The sequence below is a fragment of the Catenibacillus scindens genome (assembly GCF_014202115.1).
GTDB lineage: Bacteria > Bacillota > Clostridia > Lachnospirales > Lachnospiraceae > Catenibacillus > Catenibacillus scindens.
Genome location: NZ_JACHFW010000001.1, coordinates 388,960 through 410,214 on the forward strand (window position 1 = coordinate 388,960; position 21,255 = coordinate 410,214).

Below are 21,255 nucleotides of genomic sequence, written 5' to 3' on the forward strand. Positions count from 1 at the left end.
ATTCAAATCCTCCCCAGAATCTGCTCATTAAAAAATGTCTCAGCGGTGGCCGGTGAAACAGAATAAAGCTCGTCATCTACTTTCACGCAGACACCTTTGGCACATTCGCCCATGCAAAAAGAACCAGTCAGCTCCACTTTATCTGAAATACCGTGGAGAGAGATCAGACGTTCCAGAATTGAAATCACATCTCTGGAGCCTTTTAGATGACATGAACTCCCGATACATATTGTAACAAGCATACTATACCTCCTTCTCAATTCAAGATTTTCCCGCACGTCCCCGATGAACTGAGCAGGAACGGCGAAAATTTATAGCTGCCGGGCCATGGCCTCATGACCCCTATGTAACTCTTTGTTATTTCATTGACAAATTCTAACATAAATACTATGGATATTCAAATCCTTTACTTAAAATTATTGTTCTTTATTTAAGACATTGCTGTCGGCTGCGGTATGGCCGGCAGCAGAATATGATCACAGCCGCTACTGTTCATTTTCCGGACAGCAATGGGACATAATGATCTCTAAAGTAGAGCAATAGTCCATAGCTCCCATATCACGGGCCAGCGCCTCCTGATATACCTGCCGGGACACTTCCAGCCCCGCCATTTCCATGCCCTGGCTCTGTGTCAGACGGTGACAGATATCCAAATCCTTGGCCATATTTTCTACAGAAAACTGGGTAGAAAAATCATGGTTCATCAGGGCAATCTGCTTGGAATCATAATAATAATTCTGACCTACGCCGTAGGACACCGCCGCCGTGTACTTATCCAGATCAATGCCGTTTGCTTTGGCCAGAGCCAGCGTCTCGTTGACTCCATTCTGAATCTGGGCCACAAGGGCATTATGGCAGATCTTCATAATCAAGCCTTTCCCGTTATCGCCCATATGGATAATGCTGCGGCCCATATATTGAAGCAGAGGTTTAACCTTATCGTAAACATCTCTCGGTCCTCCCACATAAATACCCACGTCCCCCAGCCATGCCGCCTCCTGAGATTTTACCACAGGGGCGTCCAGAAAGGGGCATCCTTTTTCTTCCAGCATATGACAGATCTTCAATGAAACATCCGGATCAATGGTACTCATATCCACACAGATCTTTGTATTGTCCACCACATCCAGAATCTGAGTATACACATCCATAGAGTTTTCCGATCGGGGCACGACCGTTATAATAAGATCGCTCTTTTGAGCAACCTGGGGGGCGCTGTGGCAGGGAATGCCTCCGTAACCCGCCACCTTATCTATCTGGCCGGGAATCACATCATAGATGAATACAGCGTCGTCGTGCTTTTTCAGCACATTATAACACATGGCCTCTCCCATGATCCCCAGACCGATAAAGCCTATGCGCATTAACATCACCTCGTTTTTCTTAACAGTTCAGCCATCAAAAATAAGCAGGATGAACTGCTGCCATTATTCTAATATTCTATCTCTATCATACCATTAATGCCCTCTTGACGCCATTTATTTTCACACTTTTTTACCATCTATCCCTTTTTCCCAGAAAGCATTGACCGTCTCCACCACTGTATCCCGGCAAACTTTCACACATCCGCTCCACTCTCTCGGAAAAAGGCCCCGGTACTGACGGTAATTAAACCGCTCGTCTAAAAGGGCGATGATCCCCCGGTCCTTTTCTGTGCGGATGACACGGCCGCCGGCCTGGAGGACTTTATTCATCCCAGGATAGAGGTAGGCATACTCAAATCCCATGCCACACTTTCTGTCATAAAATTCCCGTAAAAGCTCTCTCTCGTCCCCCACCTGGGGCAGGCCTGTTCCCACAATAACCGCGCCGATGAGCCGGTCTTCCTTCAGATCAATCCCCTCGGAAAAAATTCCTCCGAGAACGCAAAAGCCCAGGACCGTACTGTGGGTCTTTGCCTTAAAGACGTCCAGAAATTCCTGCCGGGCCTCCTCGCTCATGGAATTTTCCTGGACATGGACCTCAAAGCCATGGCCCGCCTTGGAAAGCTCTCTTGATGAAAACACTTCAAAAACATTTTCCATATAGACGTAGGACGGGAAAAAGATCAAGTAATTTCCATTTCTCGCCCTGGAAATATCCCGGATATAATCGGATATCTTCTCATACTCCTCCTGATTTCTCCGGGTATAACGGCTGCTCACATCGGTGGCCGCCATGAGGAGCCGGTTTTCCTCTTTAAACGGTGAGTCGGCATACATATCGTAATCTGTGACCGCTGAAACGCTGAGCAGACTTTTATAATACTGTACCGGCAGCAAAGTGGCTGAAAAAAACACAGCGGATAACCCTAAGTCCAGCCGCAGGCTCAGATCTTTTGACGGATCCACACAAAAAATCTTCAGCATAAAATCCCCGTCGGGGAGTGGCTTCCCATATTCAATATAGCGTTCCTCATCCATACTGTCATAGGTGTTGACAAAACGCCGGGCCTCAAGGTAAAACTCCAGTATCCGCTCTTTTAAGGCCAGGCGGGTAGCGCTTTTATCCTCATTATTTTTCAGGATCAGTTCCATCTCAGACATCATCCGCATGAGATAAAGGGTAAATCCGCCGCTGCTGTTTGTCCGGGTGCAGTCGGGACAATCCAGGGCTACGGTTGACATAAATTTAATACATTTCCCCAGCCTTGCCCAAAGCTTTGGAAATTCCTGTTTCACAATGCTCCTGAGGGCTTTAAACTGAGAAATTTTCAAATCAGCGCTGAACATATCTCTGGCCCGCTCCACAAGATTATGGGCCTCATCAATGAGAAGGATATAATTTTCCTTGGTGTCTGAAAAAAAGCGCTTCAGGTATACATAAGGGTCAAAAACGTAATTGTAATCGCAGACAACCCCATCCAACCAAACTGCCGCGTCAAGCTGCATCTCAAATGGACATACCATATACTCCTGAGCGTAGGCTTCCACCACCTCCCGGCTCATTGACGGCTCAGCATTGATCATGTCAAAGACAGCAGCGTTGACCCGGTCGAAATGTCCCCTGGCCCTGGGGCAGTCCGCCGGGTTACACCGAGGTTCCTCCAAAACACAGCATTTTTCTTTGGCTGTCAGAGTGATATATTTGAATTCCAGCCCCCTTTTCCCCAAAAGACGGAACGTATCTTCCGCTACAGTCCGGGTAATGGTCTTTGCTGTGAGATAAAAGATCTTGTCGCTTTTTCCCTCTCCCATGGCCTTAATGGCCGGGAAAAGGGTGGATATGGTCTTCCCTGTCCCTGTAGGCGCCTGAATAAACAATTTTTTCCCCTGGACAATTGTCTGATAAACCCCAGCGATCAGCCGTTTTTGCCCCGGCCGGTACTCAAAAGGAAAGTTCTGTTTCCCTATAGAAATATTGCGCTGCTTCTTCCAGTCCAGGGCCCACCGGACCCACAGGGCATATTTTTCCAGAACCGACTCAATCCATGTCTGGAGCTGGTCAATGGTCCGCTCCTGGGTAAAGCGGCGGATCTTCCCCGACTCCATATGGACATAAGTGACTTGCACGCCGATCTTTGGCAAATTTTCACTTTTAGCATACATGTACGCATAGCACAACGCCTGTCCCATGTGGACCGGCGATGGTTCATCCATACGCCTGAGGCTGGCATAGGTTCCTTTAATTTCATCAATAGTGTAAAAATATCCGCTGTCCCCCTCGCCCACCGGAATATGCATATCCTCAATGATACCGTCCGCCCGGCCTTCCAAAGTGATCGTCAGATTTTCGTCCATTTGAAAATCCATTTTCATGGAAACCTCCGGGCGGTAAGAAGCGCCGCCTTCTTTCTGGATCTTTTTGTGAATAGCAGTCCCCTCCTGCATCACCGACGGATCCCTGAGACTCTGGGCCCCGCTGTCAATATCCCCGGATCTGAGGATAAATTCTACCAGGCGTCGCACTGATATTTTGACTTTATCCATAAAACTGCCTCTTTTCTCTATAGTTTTTCCGTTGTATACTATATATAGTCTGATGCCGGCCCCCGGCGCCCGGCATCCCATTTTACATCAAAGGTGGTGTTTCTATGGCAAAAGCTTCCCAGAGTGATTTCGGCCAGGGCAGCATGGCCAGAAATATTATAAATATTGCCCTTCCCATGACTCTGGCCCAGCTCATCAACGTACTGTACTCCGTTGTGGACCGGATGTACATCGGCCGCCTTCCTGGGGTAGCCACACTGGCCCTCACCGGTATAGGCCTTACCCTTCCCATTACTTCCATGGTCATGGCTTTTTCTTATTTATTCTCCACTGGGGGCGCTCCCCTTTTTTCCATTGCCCGGGGTGAGGGAAATCTGGAAAAAGCCCGGAAAATTCTCGGAACTTCCATGTCCATGCTGGTGATCATCGGCGTTATCCTGACCCTGTTTTTATGGTTCACAAAAAGACCTCTACTCTATCTTCTCGGTGCCAGCGGCGACACATTTCCCTACGCCGATGAATATCTGTCCATTTATCTCTTTGGAACGGTCTTTGTAATGATCAGCCTTGGCATGAACAGCTTTATCAATGCCCAAGGCTTTGCCCGCACTGGCATGTTCACTGTACTAATCGGCGCTATCCTCAATATCATCCTTGACCCGGTCTTTATTTTTGTCCTAAACATGGGCGTATCCGGGGCCGCCCTGGCTACTATTATCTCCCAGGGGGTATCCGCTGTGTGGGTTCTTGTTTTTCTTACCGGGCCCAAGGCGATCATCAAACTGGAGCAACGTATTCTGGCTCCGGACTTTAAACTGGCCGGAAAAATCTGCACCCTTGGCCTGTCCGGTTTTATTATGTCCGTCACCAACAGCGCCGTACAGATGGTATGCAACGTCACTCTCCAGACATGGGGTGGAGATATTTATGTAGCTATAATGACCGTCTTAAACTCTGTCCGGGAGATTTTTACCATGCCAGTCCAGGGTATTACAAGCGGCGCCCAACCGGTTCTGGGCTTCAACTACGGCGCCGGAAAACACGGACGTGTCCGCTCTGGCATTAAGTTTACATCCCTGGTAGGTATTGTCTATACCGTGGCCGCGTGGGCTGTCATTTTTGCCTTTCCTGGTGTCTTTATCCGCTTATTTAACAGCGATGCCGCCCTCTTGGAAAACGGCATTCCCGCCCTGCGTCTTTATTTTTTCGGTTTCTTTATGATGTCCCTTCAGTTTTGCGGGCAGTGTGTATTTACAGGACTGGGCAAAGCAAAATTCGCCATTTTCTTCTCCCTCCTGCGCAAAGCTATTATTGTAGTCCCTCTCACTCTGATCCTGCCCCACATCGCCGGCCTTGGAGTGGACGGCGTCTTTCTCGCCGAACCCATCTCCAATTTTATCGGCGGAACAGCCTGTTTTGTCACCATGATCTTTACGGTTTATCGCAGGCTGGGTAAATAATCTCACCGTTGGACTGTTTCTTCTGATATTCGCTGGGCGTCACTCCCACATATCGGTTAAAAGCCCGGTTAAAGGTTCGGGTTGAGGAAAAGCCCACCGCTCCGGACACCTGGGCTATGGACATGCCTCCTTTTTCCAGAAGGCGGCATGCCTGTCCCACTCTCAGGGAGCGGACATAATCCCCAAAACCCATCCCCAGTTTTTTCCCAAAAAGATGAGAAATATAATATTTATTAATGTGAAGCTTTCCTGCCACATCTTCCAGGCGCAGACGCTCACGATAGTGAGCCATACAGTAATTCAGGATAAGATTGACTGTGGCAAGTTCCCCCGGATCTGAAGGGCTAAGCCTGAGTTTTTCAAAAATCCGGCCCATAATGATCATAAGATAGCCCTTGAGCTGAAGCATCCCGGTAATATTTAAGTCCGGCCGGTACAGTTTTGCCGCCGTATCAAAAGCGTGAAAAAGCTCCGGATCATCCAGGGCATTGTTGAGCAGCGGGCTGTCGGGAACTCTTCCGTTTAAAAGATGAACAAATTCATCGGCAAAAGAAGCCGGAAAAAGAAGGAGAATGTAATTCTCATCTGTCCGGCTTTCATAATAATGGATCTGATTAGGGAAAACGATAAACACATCCCCCGGAGTGATCTCATATTTTCTTGATTCGACAAACCCAGCGCTGCTCCCTTTAAGCATTCCTACAATTTCTACATGGCCATGAAGATGGGGCCCAAAATCCAGTTGTGTCCCCATGTATACGCTCAGGGCCCGATCTTTATCCTCATAAAAGTACTTCAAAATATCTGCAACCTTTCTGCAGCCTCCTGCCATCAGTAATAGCGGTTTGGACGGCTGCGCCTTTCTCACTTGTTTTTAAGACGTTTTTTTTGACGGCCCACAATGGCACCGGTCAGTTTTGACAAAAGCACTGCCAGGGCCACAGAAATAATCACCATGATCCCTTCACAAGACAGCCGGTATGTATAAAAACCAAGTGTTTTCATCACTCTGCGCACCGCCACATGAACAAGATACAGTTCCAGGGTATATTTGCCAAACCATCCTAAAATGCTGTTAATCCCCCGCCATGCCAAAAGTGGAAAGCCTCTTTTCTCCGACAATATGTCCAGTACCCAGACAAAGACAAGGCACAGTGAAAAGTTTAAAAGGGCAGCTATATACACGCCAATTATAGACTTATCGGCCAGCCCCAGAGGCCCGGCCGCCAAAACCACAAGAATCAGCAGCAAAAAAATCTTCCACAACGGCACTTTGTGTTTTTCCCAGACCGCCTTCCCTACAAAAACTCCTGCGAAGAAGGCCGGCAACCGCGAAAGAGCAATACTGATATTTATGTAGAGATCGTGGTGATAAAGCTCCAGCATCACAAGGGCCAGTGTGGACATCATACATAAAAGAGCCAGCCGCATATGTCTGCTGATTCTATCCCCCGCCCGTTCTGCCGTGGAAAAAATATATGGAAAGATCAGATAGCACAGAGCCATCATGAAAATATACCAAAACCACCGTTTTTCCTCAAAGAAAAAGGAAATAAAGAAAAAATCCTTAAAAAAAGCCAGTGGCCCCTGGCCCTGGACAATAACATCCAGCCACAGCCATGCCGGCGCTGCCACGATTACATAGGGGATCAGCAGCCGCTGAAATCTTTTTTTATAAAAAGATTTCAGGTCTGGCCCTTTTTTCATAGAAAAATAGAGTCCCATCCCTGACAGGAGCAAAAAGAGGTCCACCCCTGAGCTGTGGATAAAAATATCATAAAACTTCACCAAACCGTCGTACCGGACGTCGTAGAGCCGGCAGTCCTCGGCAAAATGAAAAATAATAATCAGCAAAATCTGCAGCCCCATAAGTACATTGCGGTACCTGGAAAGACTGTAAAACTGCCATTCTGAGTGATGTCTCAACGTTTTTGTCCCGCCCTTCATGATTCTGTGATAATGGACACCGTGGCACTTGTCCCCAGGCGGCTGGCGCCGGCGTCCACCATGGCCTGGGCAGTCTTTGCGTCCCGTATACCCCCGGAGGCTTTCACCCCCGCCTTATCCCCCACGGTCCGGCTCATGAGGGCCACATCCTCCACTCTGGCACCTCCTGTGGAAAAACCTGTAGACGTCTTAACAAAGTCCGCTCCAGCCTCCACAGCCAGACGACAGGCTCTCACTTTTTCCTCCTCTGTCAAAAGACATGTTTCAATAATGACTTTCAACAAAGCCCTGTCTTTGCAGGCGGCCTTTACCTGGGCGATTTCTTCCCGAACCTCTCCATCTTTGCGGTCTTTTATGGCACCTACATTGATCACCATGTCAATCTCCCCGGCGCCTTCCTCCACAGCCCACCGGGCCTCAAAACACTTAACTTTACCGGCGGCCATTCCTAACGGAAACCCCACCACTGTACACACCTTAACATCTGTATCTTTTAAAAGACTTGCCGCCAGAGGCGTATAGAAAGAATTAACGCACACCGACGCGAAACCGTACTCCACAGCTTCCCGGCAAACTCTGGCCACATCTTCTTCCCTGGCGTCCGCCTTTAATATTGTATGATCAAACAGTTTTGGTGACAGCATGTCATCGCCTCCTCTCTCGTTTCCTCTATCATACCTCATGGCCGGCAAAATGGCAATGCAATCCTTTACGAGCCCCCGGACAATTCCCGTACGTTCCAAAAAGCAAACGGTAACACCGGATAAGCTGTTACAATCCCACAAAAGTTAAGGCCATTGATAAATCCCCCCGAAAATGATATGATACAAACATACTGAGATGCCAGGATCAAAAGGTCATGTGTTTCATATTTGCATGAAAAGCATTCCTTTATCACAGTTAAAAAATCACATCAGGAGGATATTATGAACGAAAAGTTTTCTCAGCTTAAATCCCAACTTGACCGGGCCTATGCCCTTGAGGCCGCCTGCACGCTGTTTAACTGGGATCAGTACAATGCCCCGAAGGGATCCATTGAAAATACAGCCAAAATTATCGGTACCCTGTCCGGCGAACATTACCGGGCTCTGATCAACGACGATGTCCGCCGTCTCCTTGAAGAGTTATCCACAGATGAAGGACTAAAAGATCTTTCTTTCCACGAAAGATCTATACTGAAACTTTTAAATAAACAATTCCACAAACTTTCCCTGATACCTCCAAAAGAGTACGAGGTCTTCAGCGCCCTCATCGCCAGAGCCTATCCCGTCTGGGAGACAGCGAAAAACAATAACGACTACGCTGCTTTCGCCCCGGTCCTTGACGAGATCATCGCCTACGCCAAAAAATTTGCCGGTTACAGCCAAAAACCGGGGCAGACTTTATATGATGCCGCCCTGGACGACTATGAGGAGGGCTTCACCACCCAAATCCTGGATCACTTTTTTGAACGCCTTTCCACGTCCCTGGGCCCCCTGGTCAAAGCGATCAGCCAGAAACAGGATCTCATTGATACGTCTTTCCTCCACAAAACCTACCCGGCTGCCACACAGAAAGATTTCTGTCATTTTATCGCCCAGTACATCGGTTTTGACTTTAACCGGGGGATGATTTCTGAGAGCGAACACCCATTCACCACTCAGATCCACAATCACGACGTGCGCTTTACGAATCACTATTACGAAAATTCCCTGGATTCCGCCATTTTTTCCGCCATCCACGAAGGCGGACACGGACTCTATGAGCAAGGGATCGACGACGACATCACTATGACCATCGCCGGGAGCGGCACATCTATGGGAATGCACGAATCCCAGTCCAGATTTTACGAAAACAATCTTGGACGTAGCCGCGAATTTTGGACGCCCATCTATGACAAACTTGTGGACACTTACCCCTCCCAGCTTAAAAATGTGTCACTGGAAGATTTTTACAGAGCCATTAACGCTTCCCGGCCAAGCCTGATCCGCACTGAGGCGGACGAGCTGACCTACCCCTTCCACATTATGATCCGCTATGAAATTGAAAAGGCCATCTTTGAGGGTACTGTCACCGTCAAGCAGCTCCCGGATCTGTGGAGAGAAAAATACAAAGAATATCTCGGTGTTGTCCCGGACAATGACACTGAGGGCATCCTCCAGGATATGCACTGGTCCGGCGGCAGCTTCGGATACTTTCCCTCCTATGCCATCGGAAGCGCCATCGCGGCCCAGATTTACCACCATCTGGCCACAGTTATGCCATTAAAAACCTATCTCACAGAAGGCCGCCTCGCCCCCATCCGTGAGTATTTAAAAGAACACATCCACCGTTTTGGGAAATGCAAAAACACTCAGGAAATATTAAAGGATATGACCGGCGAACCATTTAACCCGGATTACTATATTCAGTATCTGACGCAAAAATATACAGAACTGTACAACCTTTAACGCGCCCGCGGGGGATGGCAGCACGGCGAAGGCCGGTCATCTTTCTCAGATTTCCTCAAAAAAAACTCCCGGCAGCCCGCCGGGAGTTTTTAAAACTTTTATTTCTGAAGTTCAGATTTTCTGCGGATGATCTCATGGCGCTCCGGTCCATTGGAAACCATGGTGATAGGCACGCCGATCTCCTTCTCAATAAATTCAATATATTTCCGGCAGTTTTCCGGAAGTTTATCATATTCTTTAATGCCGCGGATTTCTTCCTTCCAGCCCGGCAGATATTCATAAACAGGTTTCGCTTTCTTTAACAGGTGGGTTGTCGGGAAATCCTTTGTCACCTGACCGTCAATCTCATAGCCGACACACACTGGCAGTGTATCCAGATAACCTAAAACATCGAGAACAGTAAGAGCCACTTCCGTAGCGCCCTGCATGCGGCAGCCGTACCGTGTAGCTACAGCATCAAACCATCCCATACGTCTGGGACGTCCTGTTGTGGCGCCAAATTCACCGCCGTCACCGCCTCTGCGGCGAAGCTCATCTGCCTCATCACCGAAGATCTCTGACACAAACTCTCCTGCGCCTACAGCGCTGGAATAAGCCTTGACAACAGTCACCACATCTTTAATCTCATAGCATGGAATCCCCGCACCGATGGCGCCGTAGGAAGCCAGTGTGGATGAAGACGTTACCATTGGGTAAATACCGAAATCAGGATCTTTCAGAGATCCGAGCTGCCCCTCAAGGAGAATCTTCTTTCCATCCTTAATTGCATCATGAAGGAATTTAGATGTATCGCACACATAAGGGCGCACCATCTCTCTGTACTCCAGCAGGGTCTTAAAGATCTCATCCGGATCTAAAGGCTCTTTGTGATATAAATGCTCAATGAGAACATTCTTCATCTCGATTACGCTGTTGACTTTATCTCTCAGATCAGATTCCTCGCCGAACAATTCGCTGACCTGGAATCCAATCTTTGCGTACTTATCTGAATAAAAAGGCGCAATGCCGGATTTTGTGGAGCCGAAAGATTTACCGCCCAGTCTCTCCTCCTCATACTGGTCAAATAAAATATGATAAGGCATAAGGATCTGCGCCCGGTCAGACACCAGTATCCTTGGCTTTGGAACGCCTCTGGACACAAGATCATTTACCTCTTTAAATAAATAAGGGATATTCAGCGCTACTCCATTTCCAATAACGCTTGTTGTGTGGCTATAGAAAACACCGGATGGCAGAAGGTGAAGGGCAAATTTACCATAATCGTTGATAATCGTATGACCCGCATTGCTTCCGCCCTGGAATCTTACAATAATATCGGACTCTTCGGCCAGCATATCTGTAATCTTACCTTTTCCTTCATCTCCCCAGTTTGCGCCAACGATCGCTTTTACCATAAACTCAGCTCCTTAAATGTTTTGTAAACGTACCTGATCTGTGAACAGTCTGCCAAAAATCAACAGGCGGACATTGTCACATACAGTCCTATTTTATTCCAAAACACAGGAAATGTAAACCATAAAATACACTTTTTTCGCATCTGTTTGCTCATGTTCTGGCGCTCCGTTCATGTGGGGGACGGCGGGATGAGCCTTATGCAAGCATAAATCATCCCGCCCATTCCCGATAGCTGAGCTGTTACGTAACAGCTCAGCCCGCGCCATTCGCAAAGCCGCGCTTACGCGCTGCCCCGCGGCGGCCGCCGCTCCTTTGCTCATGTTCTGGCGCTCCGTTCATGTGGGGGACGGCGGGATGAGTCTTATGCAAGCATAAATCATCCCGCCGTTCCCCACATGGCTGAGCTGTTACAAATCCATATTTTCTTCCAGGTTTTTGGCAATCCGCTCATAAAACATGCGGAGCTGCTCGATCTCCCCCGGAGAAAATCCGTTAAACATACGCACATCCACCTGGCTGAAGGCTTTCCATGTCTGTCCGAGAAGGGCTCTTCCCTCGGCCGTTGTATTTAAAACATTCATCCGGTTGTCTTTTTCATCCATATGTCTGCGGATATACCCCATTTTCTCCAGTTTTTTCGCGGTAACGGCAATGGACGGAGCGGAAATCTGAAGCTGCGTGGCCAGTTCTCTCTGGGATACCCCCTCATGATGGAAAATGTAGCCCAGCATTTTCATCTGGCTTTTGTATATCCCTCTGCTGGACGTCACATTGTCCAGGGCAATCCCGTGGATGCGCCATACATGGCGAAATAGGCGCATCAGCGGCTCCAGCTCTTTTTGGGGATCTGCCAGAAGCATATGCTCCAGCTCATCCACAGAATCTGCGATAGCTGCTGCCTTGGCTTTGGATAGTTCCTCCCGTCCACCATAGCCGAAACTCACTCCAATGCAGGAAAGCCCCACTTCCCTGGCACCCTCCACATCATGGAAACGGTCACCTACCATGATCGCCGTATCTTTGTCCTCAACATGAAGCGCCTCCAGCGCAGCCTGAACCACTTCGCTTTTTTTCGTTCTCCGTCCATCCAGGAAGCTGCCGGTAATCTGATCAAAATATTTCTCTATATTAAAATGATCTACAATACGCTTTACAAAAACCTCCGGTTTTGACGAAGCGATGGCCAAAACACAGCCAGCCTCTTTTAAATGAGCGAGCATCCCGTCAATGCCGGGATAAAGGCTGTTTTCAAAAATACCTTTTTCCGAAAACCTCTCCCTGTATTTTTCCACCGCCTTCTTTGCCTTATCACTGTCGAAGCCGTAAAATTCCATAAACGACTCTTTCAGCGGAGGCCCGATAAACTTTTTTAACTTTTCCAAAGGTTCATCCTTAATGTCAAAAGCGTTAAGGGCATATTGAACGCTCTTGGTAATCCCCTCAAAGGGATCCGTCAGCGTACCGTCCAGATCAAATAAAATATATTTATACCGGCTCATATCATACCTCCTGTCCTGTCAAACTGCCGTCTATTTTCCGTCATTGTAGAGAAATGCCGCCACGTCACAGCGGTATTTTTGGCAGGGCATATCTCTATCCGGCGCCTGTGCAGTCAGCTCACCTGCCGCCAGCGCCTGTGCCCCCCTGATCAATCCAGGGATAATATCCGGCGTCAGGGGACAATCGCTGTGAGATGGCCAGATCACATCGAAATCATCTTTCATCCGATCCAATTTCTCCAATGTCACCATAAGGGCAGGCAGGTTGCGGCCCTGGCCGAACATATAGATCTCCCCGTTTTGTATAGTATCCCCGCTGACCAGCATCCGTTTTTCCCGCTCAAGGAGCATAATACTTCCCGGCGTATGTCCGGGCGTTAAGAGCACCTCAAATTTCCAGTAATCAAGGTCGATAACATCCCCCTCCCAAAGAGGCATAAGTTTTGGTTCTCTCTCCCCGGCCTTTCTGCCATGCCAGACATAATAATCCATCTCTGAGGGATGCATATAGAGGGTATCAAAATCATTATTGCAGGCCGTATGATCTCCGTCGGTATGGGTATTGACAACAAACACCGGCAGCGGTGTAAGGCCGGACACGATCTCTTTCAGGGGCAGGGTCCCAAAACCTGTGTCCACAAGCATAGCCCGCTCTTTTCCCTCAAACAGAAACATGCGAACGCCGCTCTCCTCTATCCGCCAAAAATGTTCGGCCACCTTTATTACTGTTTCTGGCATAATATCTCCTCCAATCTGGTTTTATAAGCAATAGTGCCGCTCCCCAGCGGCAGCAGATTTTATAATCCTACCAAAGATTATATCATGGAGAGACTTTAAAAGAAATATTTTATTCTCAACTTTTACAGCTAAGAATACATCTGGCTACTATTCACGGGCAGCCGAAAACATCTAACTGGTACTGCTCACCTCATGGACAGTTCCTGACACTACAGCAAAAAGCCCTGACGACAAACTCTGCCGTCAAGGCTTTTGCTGTAAAATCTTTCCGCAACCCGGCTCATGGACGCGCGAACACATCCCCTTGGCTCATAGCCCGCAGGAATATATCGACCCAAGCCGATATATTCATATATTCCCGCGCCAAGATCCGTGAGCGGATCTTGAACTCTTACTGAGCGTTTTTATTAGCTTTATACTCTTTGATAGCTTCTGTAAGCTTTGGAACGATCTTATTGAGATCGCCAACAAGGCCGTAGTCAGCAACTTCAAAAATAGGTGCTGTCTCGTCTTTGTTGATGGCGATGATCACGTCAGATTCTTCCATACCGGCAACATGCTGAATGGCTCCGGAGATACCGATGGCAAAGTAAATCTGGGGACGAACAGTCTTACCTGTCTGGCCAACCTGAAGGTCTTTTGGCATCCAGCCATTATCAACAACGGCACGGGAGCAGCTCACTTCGCCGCCGATGGCTTTGGCAAGATCTTCAAGGATCTTGAAGTTTTCCGGGCTGCCAACACCGCGGCCGCCGGATACAAGAATCTTAGCGTCCATAATATCCACAGTGTCTGTCACGGATTTAACAACATCAAGGATTTCCACATAATTTTTATTTGGCGTAAAGCCAGGGTTAAACTCAACAATCTCGGCTTTCGCGCCTTTAACCGGAGTGATACGCTGCATAACGCCAGGACGTACAGTAGCCATCTGAGGACGGTTGTCCGGGCAGGCGATGGTAGCGATGGTGTTGCCGCCGAAAGCAGGACGTGTCATGAGAAGCTGGTTGTGTTTCTGATTTGGCCCCGGATTTAATGGGAAATCACCGATCTCAAGTTTTGTACAGTCTGCTGTCAGACCTGTAGCCACACGGGCAGACACTCTCGGACCTAAGTCACGGCCGATAGCTGTAGCGCCCACCAGCATGATCTCAGGCTTGAACTCATTGATCACAGAAGCAAGGGCATGTGTATAAGGCTCTGTTCTGTATACTTTTAATTCAGGATCGTCAACAACGATGACTCTGTCAGCGCCATATTCAGCCAGTGCGTCGCAGAGATTTTTAACATCAGAACCGATCAGAACGGCTGTAACATTTGTGTTTAAATCAGCAGCAAGATCTTTAGCTTTGCCAAGTAATTCAAATGAAATTCCGGATAATTCATTATCTACCTGCTGAGCGTAGATAAATACACCTTTATATTCTTCTAAATTCATCGTATTCACCACTTTTCCTTTTCATCAAATGAGATGTTTCTCGTCTAATTTGCCCATAAGATAAGCCACAGCTTCATCCGGGTCAAGATTTACAGTTTCACCAGCGCCTTTGCGGACTTTATCGGAAGCCTTGGCGATCTTTGTAGGAGAACCTTTAAGACCAATATTAGCGTCATCAAGGTCTGTCAGATCCGCGCGGGTCCATACAGTCACTTCTTTCTCAAAAGCGTCGAAAATTCCGCCTGGTGTCATATAACGGGGCTCATTTAATTCGGAAAGGGCTGTGATCAGGCAAGGCATTTTAGCCTTTACAACATGATATCTGTCCTCATACTGACGCTGTACGATCACAGAATCTCCCTCAATCTTAATGTCCTGAGCGTAGGAGATGACAGGGATGTCCAGATGCTCGGAGATCTGAGGACCAACCTGGGCTGTGTCACCGTCGATGGCCTGACGTCCTGTGATGATCAGATCATAGTCCAGTTTCTTAATAGCAGCGGCAACTGTGCTGGATGTAGCCCATGTATCAGCGCCTGCAAGAAGGCGGTCTGTCACAAGGATGGCGTGATCCGCGCCCATAGCCAGAGCTTCGCGGAGCATCTCATCAGCTTTTGGAAGACCCATGGTCAGTACAGTAACATCAGCGCCATACTGCTCTTTAATGCGAAGAGCGGCCTCAAGTCCGGCTTTATCATCCGGGTTCATAATAGTGAGCATTGCTGCTCTGTTAAGTGTACCATCGGGATTAAACTGTACCCCGCCTTTTGTATCTGGTACCTGTTTTAAACAAACAATTATCTTCACGATCCGTACCTCCTATTTCAATAAGCTTCCAGAAATAACCATACGCTGAACCTCGGATGTTCCCTCGTAGATTTCTGTAATCTTTGCATCTCTCATCATACGTTCTACATCATACTCTCTGATGTAACCATAACCGCCGTGGAGCTGAACAGCCTTTGTTGTCACTTCCATAGCAACCTCAGCAGCATACAGTTTAGCCATAGCGGCTTCAACACTGTAGGACTTCTGAGTAGCTTTAGCCATAGCGGCTCTGTATACAAGGTTTTTAGCAGCTTCAACCTTTGTAGCCATGTCCGCCAGCTGGAACTGTGTATTCTGGAACTGAGCAATAGTGCGGCCAAACTGTTTTCTCTCTTTCACATAGGAAACAGTCGCTTCAAGAGCGCCCTCCGCAAGGCCGAGAGCCTGAGCGGCAATACCAATACGGCCGCCATCCAGTGTATGCATGGCAATATTAAAGCCTTTGCCCTTAGGTCCAAGTAAATTATCTTTAGGGATACGGCAATCCTGGAAGATCAGCTCATATGTAGAGGAGCCGCGGATACCCATCTTCTTCTCTTTTGTTCCAAATGTAAATCCGGGAGTACCCTTCTCAACGATAAAGGAGGAAATTTCTTTCTGTTTTCTGCCTCTCTTCTCTACTGTACCTGTTACGGCGATGATAATATAAACGTTGGCTTCTTTACCGTTGGTGATGAAGCACTTGGAGCCATTTAATACCCACTCGTCGCCATCAAGCACTGCCTTTGTCTGCTGGCCCTGGGCGTCTGTACCGGCTCCGGGCTCTGTAAGTCCGAAAGCGCCCAGCCATTCGCCGGAAGCAAGTTTCGGAAGGTATTTTTGTTTCTGCTCTTCTGTACCGTATGTAAGAATCGGATCAATGCACAGGGATGTGTGGGCGGATACAATAACACCTGTTGTACCGCAGACTTTGGAAAGTTCCTCAACACACATTACATAGGTGAGGGGATCACAGCCCTGTCCGCCGTATTCCTTTGGAACAGGGATTCCGAGGAAACCGTATTTAGCCATTTTATCAACGGTTTCTCTTGGGAAAGTTTCAGTTTCGTCAACTTCCTGAGCCAGAGGCTTCACTTCGTTTTCGGCAAAATCCTTGAAAAGATTTCTGGCCATCTCATGTTTCTTATCTAATGCGAAATCCATTTAATCTTCCTCCATATTAAATATTTAATGATGCTGCCCCAAAACTGGCGGACTACCCCGTGTCCACCAACCGTCAGGCACACAGACAGCCATAGGGTATGGCTTTCCCTGTGGCTGTCGTTAAATTGCCTGCGTCTTGTGGCACAGCACTATTTTCACGGTACGGCCAAGGCCGTCCGGAATATATTATTTTGTATAATCGAAAAATCCTACGCCGGTTTTACGGCCAAGTTTCCCGCCGCGAACCATCTGTCTTAACAGGCGGGCAGCTCTGTATTTGGAATCACATGTTTCTGCGTAGAATACATCCATGATATGTAAGCATGTATCAAGACCAATCAGGTCAGCTAACGCCAGCGGTCCCATCGGATGGTTGCAGCCCAGTTTCATAGCTTTATCAATATCTTCTGCGGAAGCCAGTCCTTCTTCAAGAACCATGATAGCTTCATTAATCATCGGGATCAGGATTCTGTTGACAACAAAGCCCGGTCCTTCTTTAACTTCAATAGGATCTTTTCCGATCTCAGCGGAAAGATCGTAAACAGTCTTGAAAGTCTCATCAGATGTGTGAAGTCCGCGGATAACCTCAACCAGCTTCATCACTGTAGCCGGATTGAAGAAATGCATACCGATAAACTTGTCCGCTCTATTTGTAGCAGCGGCGATCTGTGTGATAGAGATGGAAGATGTATTTGTAGCGAAAATACACTCTGGTTTGCAGATGCCGTCCAGTTCTTTAAACAGAGTCTTCTTAATCTCAACATTTTCAACAATAGCTTCCAGTACCAAATCAGCGTCAGCCGCCGGAGCAAGCTCTGTTGTTGTGGAGATATTAGCCAGAATGGCTGCCTTTGTATCTTCATCCATCTTACCCTTGGCTACCTGTTTGTCCAGGCCCTTATTTAACTTGGCCATGGATTTTGCCAGGATCTCATCGGTCATATCTCTGAATGTTACTTTCTTTCCGGCTTTTGCCATAACCTGTCCGATATCCAGCCCCATCTGTCCGGCGCCAACAATAAATACTTTGCTAATCATAGCGATACCTCCTGAAATTTTATGTGTTCAAAGTAAATGGGTCAGTCCAGTCCCTCCAATCCCATCACTGGATTGGTGTTCATCTGAACTGTTATAAATAAGTTACTCATTATTTATTAATGAAATTTTTCTCTTTACGTTTTTCAAGGAACGCGCTCATACCTTCCACCTGATCGTGGGTCTCAAAGCAGTCGCCGAAAAGTTTCTCCTCAATAACGATAGCCTGATCCATATCTGTCTGAAGCCCTTCGTTAATCGCCTGTTTGCAGTGACGCACAGCGATAGGCGCGTTTTTGGCAATAGTTGCTGCCATCTTCTGGGCCGCAGGCATCAGTTCTTCCTGAGTGTAGACAGCGTTCACAAGGCCGATACGGTATGCTTCGTCCGCCTTAATATTTCTTGCAGTGTAGATCAACTGCTTTGCCATGCCGGGAGATACAAGACGGGCAAGTCTCTGTGTTCCGCCGAATCCCGGAGTAATGCCAAGGCCAACTTCAGGCTGACCAAACTGGGCATTGTCTGAGCAGATGCGGATATCACAACTCATAGCGATCTCGCAGCCGCCGCCGAGAGCAAAGCCATTTACTGCCGCGATGACAGGAATCGGGAATGTTTCTATCTTTCTGAACAAATCATTGCCTTTTTTACCAAAGGCTTCGCCTTCTGCTTTTGTCAGTGTACTCATCTCGGCAATATCCGCTCCGGCCACGAAAGATTTCTGTCCGGCGCCTGTAAGAATAAGACAGCGGATCTCGTCAAGATTTACAGCGTCCAGCGCCGCGTTCAGATCCTCAAGGACTTCTGAGTTGAGAGCGTTTAATGCTTTCTCACGGCTGATGGTAAGGATACCAACATTGCCTTCGACTTCATATAAGACATTTGACATTTTTTTAACTTCCTCTCTTTCTGGGATTTACTCTACACCTTATTCTACAATATTCACCTTCATAAGTAAATATCCATCCTGTAAAATAATCGGCAGATTTCCCCTGGAAATTAATCATTTTTCCTAAAACCGTCAAAAAACAGACTGTTAAGATATTGTCAAATCCAGTTTATCAGGTGAGAACAAGTTTTGCAGATGAAACTTGAATATTATACTTTTTTTAAGACATAAAATTTCATAGTATAAAAAGAATCCTGCATTGCAGGATTCTTTTTATACTCGTCCGCCGTGATCCAGATGCAGACTGAATGGTTATTCAACCTCTTCGTATAAAAGATCGTCCTTTGTGCGGGCGCCTTCCTTGATAAAGGTACCCATCACATGGCAGTCCGGGCATTTTCCGAAATCATCCCCAAATTCAGGGATCAGATCAATGGCATACTTAAACAGTTTGCCGCACTCCGGACATTTATAATAAAAATATAAAGCTCCCCAGGACATATACGAACCTCATCAGCCTCTCAGACCAAGGATCTCCCGAGCCTCAGCAGGTGTAGCCACATCGTTGCCATACTCTCTGATCACGCGGGCAGCTCTCTCTACAAACTGAGCATTGCTGTCTGCCAATACGCCTTTAGCATACATAACATTGTCTTCCATACCCACACGGATATGTCCGCCCAAAGCCACAGCGGCGTAAAGGATCTCCATCGCGCTGTGTCCAACGCCGAAGCAGGACCATGTGGAACCTGGGCAAAGCTGCTCCATAGTTTCTTTCATGAATAAAAGATTCTTCACAGAACCTGGGATACCGTTAGCGCAGCCCATACAGAACTGGAAGTGAAGGGGTGCCTTTAAAACACCTTTCTTCAGATAATAAGCGGCATTGGCGATCATACCCGGATCAAACGCCTCGATCTCAGGCTTTACGCCTAATTCCTGGAATAACAAACCGCAGTCCTCAAGGAATTTAGGGGAATTTACGAAAATACTGCTATTCAGCCAATTCATAGTTCCGCAGTCATAGGAAGCCATCTCCGGTTTTAATTTCTTCACATGAGCCACACGGATTTCATCATTGGCATTAATGTCACCAGATGTGGTCAGGTTTAAGATAATATCGCAGTCCGGATAACGGCTATGGATTAGATCCCATGTCTCTGTAAATTTTTCTGTACTCATTGTACCGTTACCTTCATCATCTCTCATATGAAGATGGGCGATAGCAGCGCCGGCTTTCCAACAAGCATATACATCATCGGCAATTTCTGACGGTGTCATAGGTACATTGGGATTATTTTCTTTTTTAGGCCATGCGCCTGTCACGGCAGCTGTAATAATTGTTTTCTTCTTAGCCATTTTTTCCTCTCCTCTACCAACTAAATCCAGACGAAGCAAAAGGCTTCGCCTGGATTTCATTATATCAGTTTATGACTGAATATTCCACGACAATTATATCCGAAATGTTCAGGGGGCAGACCATTCGCTGTTGTTCACTGGCAAGCCAGCGAACAGCAACGGTAATTATCTGCTCTGAACGCCTGTACCGCAGTACAGATATGTTCTGTCCGGAACATCGTTCAGATCATCTTCGTCGATTTCTGCAACGCAGCGGGCCATAGAGCCGTCGCCCATGTACCATCTTAATGGGAAGCAGTAGAATCTGAAACGTTTTCCTTTAACTTTTTCGAGGTCACCGCCAAGGTTCTCAACACCTACAATGCCATGTCCAAGCATTGTCTTATGGCAGGGTTCCCATGTTCCCCAGCATCCAATAGCTTCAAGAGCGCCGAACTTCTTGTCATATGCTTCCTTGCCGTGGATGCGGATGTACTCTTCTTTATCAAACTCAGCGTAAGCTTCCTCTCCGAACAGTTCTTTGTACTCTTCTGTAATCGGTCTGCCTGAAGCTCCCAGAAGGTTCATTCTTGTCATACCGTTGTTGCCCATAGCTGTGTGAAGAGGATGGTCAAGTGCCTGCATATCCATTGCCACGCATTTTACTTTGTGATCAACAAACCACTGGCCGGCTTCAACGCCTGTACCGCAGGAGTAATGATAATATTCCTTGGAATCGTCAAATTTCAGATGCATACCTGTATCAAGGCAAAGTACCATGCCTTCCAGTTCACCGGAATCCGGATCAATGCCGGCGCGGCGGCAGGCGTCATCCAAATGTTTTCCTGTGATCAGGCCCCAGCGCTCGATCTGGATATCAAGGCAAACAGCGTCGCCCGTATAGGCGTCCACCGGCATCTCATGAGTATAGCGGGCTCTCTTGCCGTCAAACTCGATCTCCATAACGTGACGGGGCGCGTCGCAGTGTGTACCTGTGTGCATTGTGCAGCCGATATACTGAGTTAAAACGCCGCCTTTAGCCATTGTGTGCTTGCTGTCGATCACTGGCTTGTCAAAATATGGCCAACGTGGGATTTCTGCGCTGAATGGATGTGTTAAGTCTACAAATACTTTCTTGCCCATTGTTTGAATTACCTCCGTAATTTAAAATTCTTTTTTTATCTCCGCGGGAAGTGAGCCAAGCGGAC

Annotated in this window: 19 protein-coding genes; 2 read left to right on the plus strand and 17 right to left on the minus strand. The window is 47.5% G+C overall.

What is annotated here, in order from left to right; genetic code table 11:
- Positions 1 to 2: 2 nt before the first annotated feature.
- From HNP82_RS01605 to HNP82_RS01615, 3 genes are all read right to left on the minus strand, one after another.
- Positions 3 to 242, minus strand: coding sequence for an NAD(P)H-dependent oxidoreductase subunit E (locus tag HNP82_RS01605; RefSeq protein ID WP_183770734.1), 240 nt, complete (start codon positions 240 to 242; stop codon positions 3 to 5).
- A gap of 243 nt (positions 243 to 485) precedes the next feature.
- Positions 486 to 1,364 carry an NAD(P)-dependent oxidoreductase gene (locus tag HNP82_RS01610; RefSeq protein WP_183770736.1) on the minus strand — a complete coding sequence of 293 codons (879 nt, stop codon included), beginning with the start codon at positions 1,362 to 1,364 and terminating at the stop codon, positions 486 to 488.
- A 120-nt stretch (positions 1,365 to 1,484) separates the two neighbouring features.
- The gene (locus HNP82_RS01615; protein ID WP_183770738.1) at positions 1,485 to 3,908 is read right to left on the minus strand and encodes an ATP-dependent DNA helicase; all 2,424 of its coding nucleotides are present in this window, start codon (positions 3,906 to 3,908) and stop codon (positions 1,485 to 1,487) included.
- 104 nt (positions 3,909 to 4,012) lie between these two features.
- On the opposite strand from HNP82_RS01615, the gene HNP82_RS01620 reads away from it, so the two are divergent.
- Positions 4,013 to 5,368, plus strand: coding sequence for an MATE family efflux transporter (locus tag HNP82_RS01620; protein ID WP_183770740.1), 1,356 nt, complete (start codon positions 4,013 to 4,015; stop codon positions 5,366 to 5,368).
- On the opposite strand, the gene HNP82_RS01625 is transcribed toward HNP82_RS01620, so the two are convergent.
- The 3 genes from HNP82_RS01625 to deoC all read right to left on the minus strand — a co-directional run bounded on the left by HNP82_RS01625 (position 5,340) and on the right by deoC (position 7,959).
- Positions 5,340 to 6,167 (minus strand): helix-turn-helix transcriptional regulator, encoded by an 828-nt coding sequence (locus tag HNP82_RS01625; RefSeq protein ID WP_183770742.1) that lies wholly within the window; start codon positions 6,165 to 6,167, stop codon positions 5,340 to 5,342. The genes HNP82_RS01620 and HNP82_RS01625 overlap by 29 nt on opposite strands.
- Positions 6,168 to 6,232: 65 nt before the next feature.
- A complete protein-coding gene (locus HNP82_RS01630; RefSeq protein ID WP_183770744.1) occupies positions 6,233 to 7,294 on the minus strand; it encodes an acyltransferase family protein in 1,062 nt (353 codons plus the stop codon).
- Positions 7,295 to 7,311: 17 nt separating this feature from the next.
- Positions 7,312 to 7,959 (minus strand): deoxyribose-phosphate aldolase, encoded by a 648-nt coding sequence (gene deoC / locus HNP82_RS01635; protein WP_183770746.1) that lies wholly within the window; start codon positions 7,957 to 7,959, stop codon positions 7,312 to 7,314.
- A 282-nt stretch (positions 7,960 to 8,241) separates the two neighbouring features.
- Between deoC and HNP82_RS01640 the strand changes: the two genes are divergently transcribed.
- Complete coding sequence (locus HNP82_RS01640; RefSeq protein ID WP_183770748.1) at positions 8,242 to 9,744, plus strand: carboxypeptidase M32; 1,503 nt, start codon at positions 8,242 to 8,244, stop codon at positions 9,742 to 9,744.
- Positions 9,745 to 9,842: 98 nt separating this feature from the next.
- Here HNP82_RS01640 and HNP82_RS01645 read toward each other — a convergent pair whose 3' ends face one another.
- The 11 genes from HNP82_RS01645 to HNP82_RS01695 all read right to left on the minus strand — a co-directional run bounded on the left by HNP82_RS01645 (position 9,843) and on the right by HNP82_RS01695 (position 21,190).
- Positions 9,843 to 11,138, minus strand: a complete 1,296-nt coding sequence (locus HNP82_RS01645; protein WP_183770749.1) for an adenylosuccinate synthase — start codon at positions 11,136 to 11,138, stop codon at positions 9,843 to 9,845.
- Positions 11,139 to 11,546: 408 nt separating this feature from the next.
- Positions 11,547 to 12,638 carry an HAD hydrolase-like protein gene (locus tag HNP82_RS18320; protein ID WP_183770751.1) on the minus strand — a complete coding sequence of 364 codons (1,092 nt, stop codon included), beginning with the start codon at positions 12,636 to 12,638 and terminating at the stop codon, positions 11,547 to 11,549.
- Positions 12,639 to 12,668: 30 nt separating this feature from the next.
- Positions 12,669 to 13,376 carry an MBL fold metallo-hydrolase gene (locus tag HNP82_RS01655; RefSeq protein WP_183770753.1) on the minus strand — a complete coding sequence of 236 codons (708 nt, stop codon included), beginning with the start codon at positions 13,374 to 13,376 and terminating at the stop codon, positions 12,669 to 12,671.
- A 391-nt stretch (positions 13,377 to 13,767) separates the two neighbouring features.
- Entirely contained in the window at positions 13,768 to 14,814 is a 1,047-nt protein-coding gene (locus tag HNP82_RS01660) for an electron transfer flavoprotein subunit alpha/FixB family protein (RefSeq protein WP_183770755.1), read from the minus strand.
- Between the two features lie 24 nt (positions 14,815 to 14,838).
- Positions 14,839 to 15,621: an electron transfer flavoprotein subunit beta/FixA family protein gene (locus HNP82_RS01665; RefSeq protein WP_183770757.1), complete on the minus strand. Its 783-nt coding sequence runs from the start codon at positions 15,619 to 15,621 to the stop codon at positions 14,839 to 14,841.
- Positions 15,622 to 15,633: 12 nt separating this feature from the next.
- Entirely contained in the window at positions 15,634 to 16,785 is a 1,152-nt protein-coding gene (locus HNP82_RS01670; RefSeq protein ID WP_183770759.1) for an acyl-CoA dehydrogenase, read from the minus strand.
- A gap of 186 nt (positions 16,786 to 16,971) precedes the next feature.
- Positions 16,972 to 17,823 (minus strand): 3-hydroxybutyryl-CoA dehydrogenase, encoded by an 852-nt coding sequence (locus tag HNP82_RS01675; RefSeq protein WP_207720520.1) that lies wholly within the window; start codon positions 17,821 to 17,823, stop codon positions 16,972 to 16,974.
- 109 nt (positions 17,824 to 17,932) lie between these two features.
- A complete protein-coding gene (locus HNP82_RS01680) occupies positions 17,933 to 18,709 on the minus strand; it encodes an enoyl-CoA hydratase-related protein (protein WP_183770761.1) in 777 nt (258 codons plus the stop codon).
- 312 nt (positions 18,710 to 19,021) lie between these two features.
- Positions 19,022 to 19,210, minus strand: a complete 189-nt coding sequence (locus tag HNP82_RS01685) for an excinuclease ATPase subunit (RefSeq protein WP_183770763.1) — start codon at positions 19,208 to 19,210, stop codon at positions 19,022 to 19,024.
- A 12-nt stretch (positions 19,211 to 19,222) separates the two neighbouring features.
- Complete coding sequence (locus HNP82_RS01690; RefSeq protein ID WP_183770765.1) at positions 19,223 to 20,068, minus strand: BKACE family enzyme; 846 nt, start codon at positions 20,066 to 20,068, stop codon at positions 19,223 to 19,225.
- A gap of 165 nt (positions 20,069 to 20,233) precedes the next feature.
- Positions 20,234 to 21,190 carry a cyclase family protein gene (locus HNP82_RS01695; protein ID WP_183770767.1) on the minus strand — a complete coding sequence of 319 codons (957 nt, stop codon included), beginning with the start codon at positions 21,188 to 21,190 and terminating at the stop codon, positions 20,234 to 20,236.
- Positions 21,191 to 21,255: the final 65 nt, after the last annotated feature.

Excerpts from the sequence above, each read along its gene's own strand:
- HNP82_RS01685 (WP_183770763.1), bottom strand. The coding sequence starts at position 19,210 with ATGTCCTGGGGAGCTTTATATTTTTATTATAAATGTCCGGAGTGCGGC.
- HNP82_RS01695 (WP_183770767.1), bottom strand. The coding sequence starts at position 21,190 with ATGGGCAAGAAAGTATTTGTAGACTTAACACATCCATTCAGCGCAGAA.
- HNP82_RS01645 (WP_183770749.1), bottom strand. The coding sequence starts at position 11,138 with ATGGTAAAAGCGATCGTTGGCGCAAACTGGGGAGATGAAGGAAAAGGT.
- HNP82_RS01660 (WP_183770755.1), bottom strand. The coding sequence starts at position 14,814 with ATGAATTTAGAAGAATATAAAGGTGTATTTATCTACGCTCAGCAGGTA.
- HNP82_RS18320 (WP_183770751.1), bottom strand. The coding sequence starts at position 12,638 with ATGAGCCGGTATAAATATATTTTATTTGATCTGGACGGTACGCTGACG.
- HNP82_RS01610 (WP_183770736.1), bottom strand. The coding sequence starts at position 1,364 with ATGCGCATAGGCTTTATCGGTCTGGGGATCATGGGAGAGGCCATGTGT.
- HNP82_RS01605 (WP_183770734.1), bottom strand. The coding sequence starts at position 242 with ATGCTTGTTACAATATGTATCGGGAGTTCATGTCATCTAAAAGGCTCC.
- HNP82_RS01675 (WP_207720520.1), bottom strand. The coding sequence starts at position 17,823 with ATGATTAGCAAAGTATTTATTGTTGGCGCCGGACAGATGGGGCTGGAT.
- HNP82_RS01615 (WP_183770738.1), bottom strand. The coding sequence starts at position 3,908 with ATGGATAAAGTCAAAATATCAGTGCGACGCCTGGTAGAATTTATCCTC.
- HNP82_RS01655 (WP_183770753.1), bottom strand. The coding sequence starts at position 13,376 with ATGCCAGAAACAGTAATAAAGGTGGCCGAACATTTTTGGCGGATAGAG.
- HNP82_RS01670 (WP_183770759.1), bottom strand. The coding sequence starts at position 16,785 with ATGGATTTCGCATTAGATAAGAAACATGAGATGGCCAGAAATCTTTTC.
- HNP82_RS01690 (WP_183770765.1), bottom strand. The coding sequence starts at position 20,068 with ATGGCTAAGAAGAAAACAATTATTACAGCTGCCGTGACAGGCGCATGG.
- HNP82_RS01680 (WP_183770761.1), bottom strand. The coding sequence starts at position 18,709 with ATGTCAAATGTCTTATATGAAGTCGAAGGCAATGTTGGTATCCTTACC.
- HNP82_RS01640 (WP_183770748.1), top strand. The coding sequence starts at position 8,242 with ATGAACGAAAAGTTTTCTCAGCTTAAATCCCAACTTGACCGGGCCTAT.
- HNP82_RS01620 (WP_183770740.1), top strand. The coding sequence starts at position 4,013 with ATGGCAAAAGCTTCCCAGAGTGATTTCGGCCAGGGCAGCATGGCCAGA.
- deoC (WP_183770746.1), bottom strand. The coding sequence starts at position 7,959 with ATGCTGTCACCAAAACTGTTTGATCATACAATATTAAAGGCGGACGCC.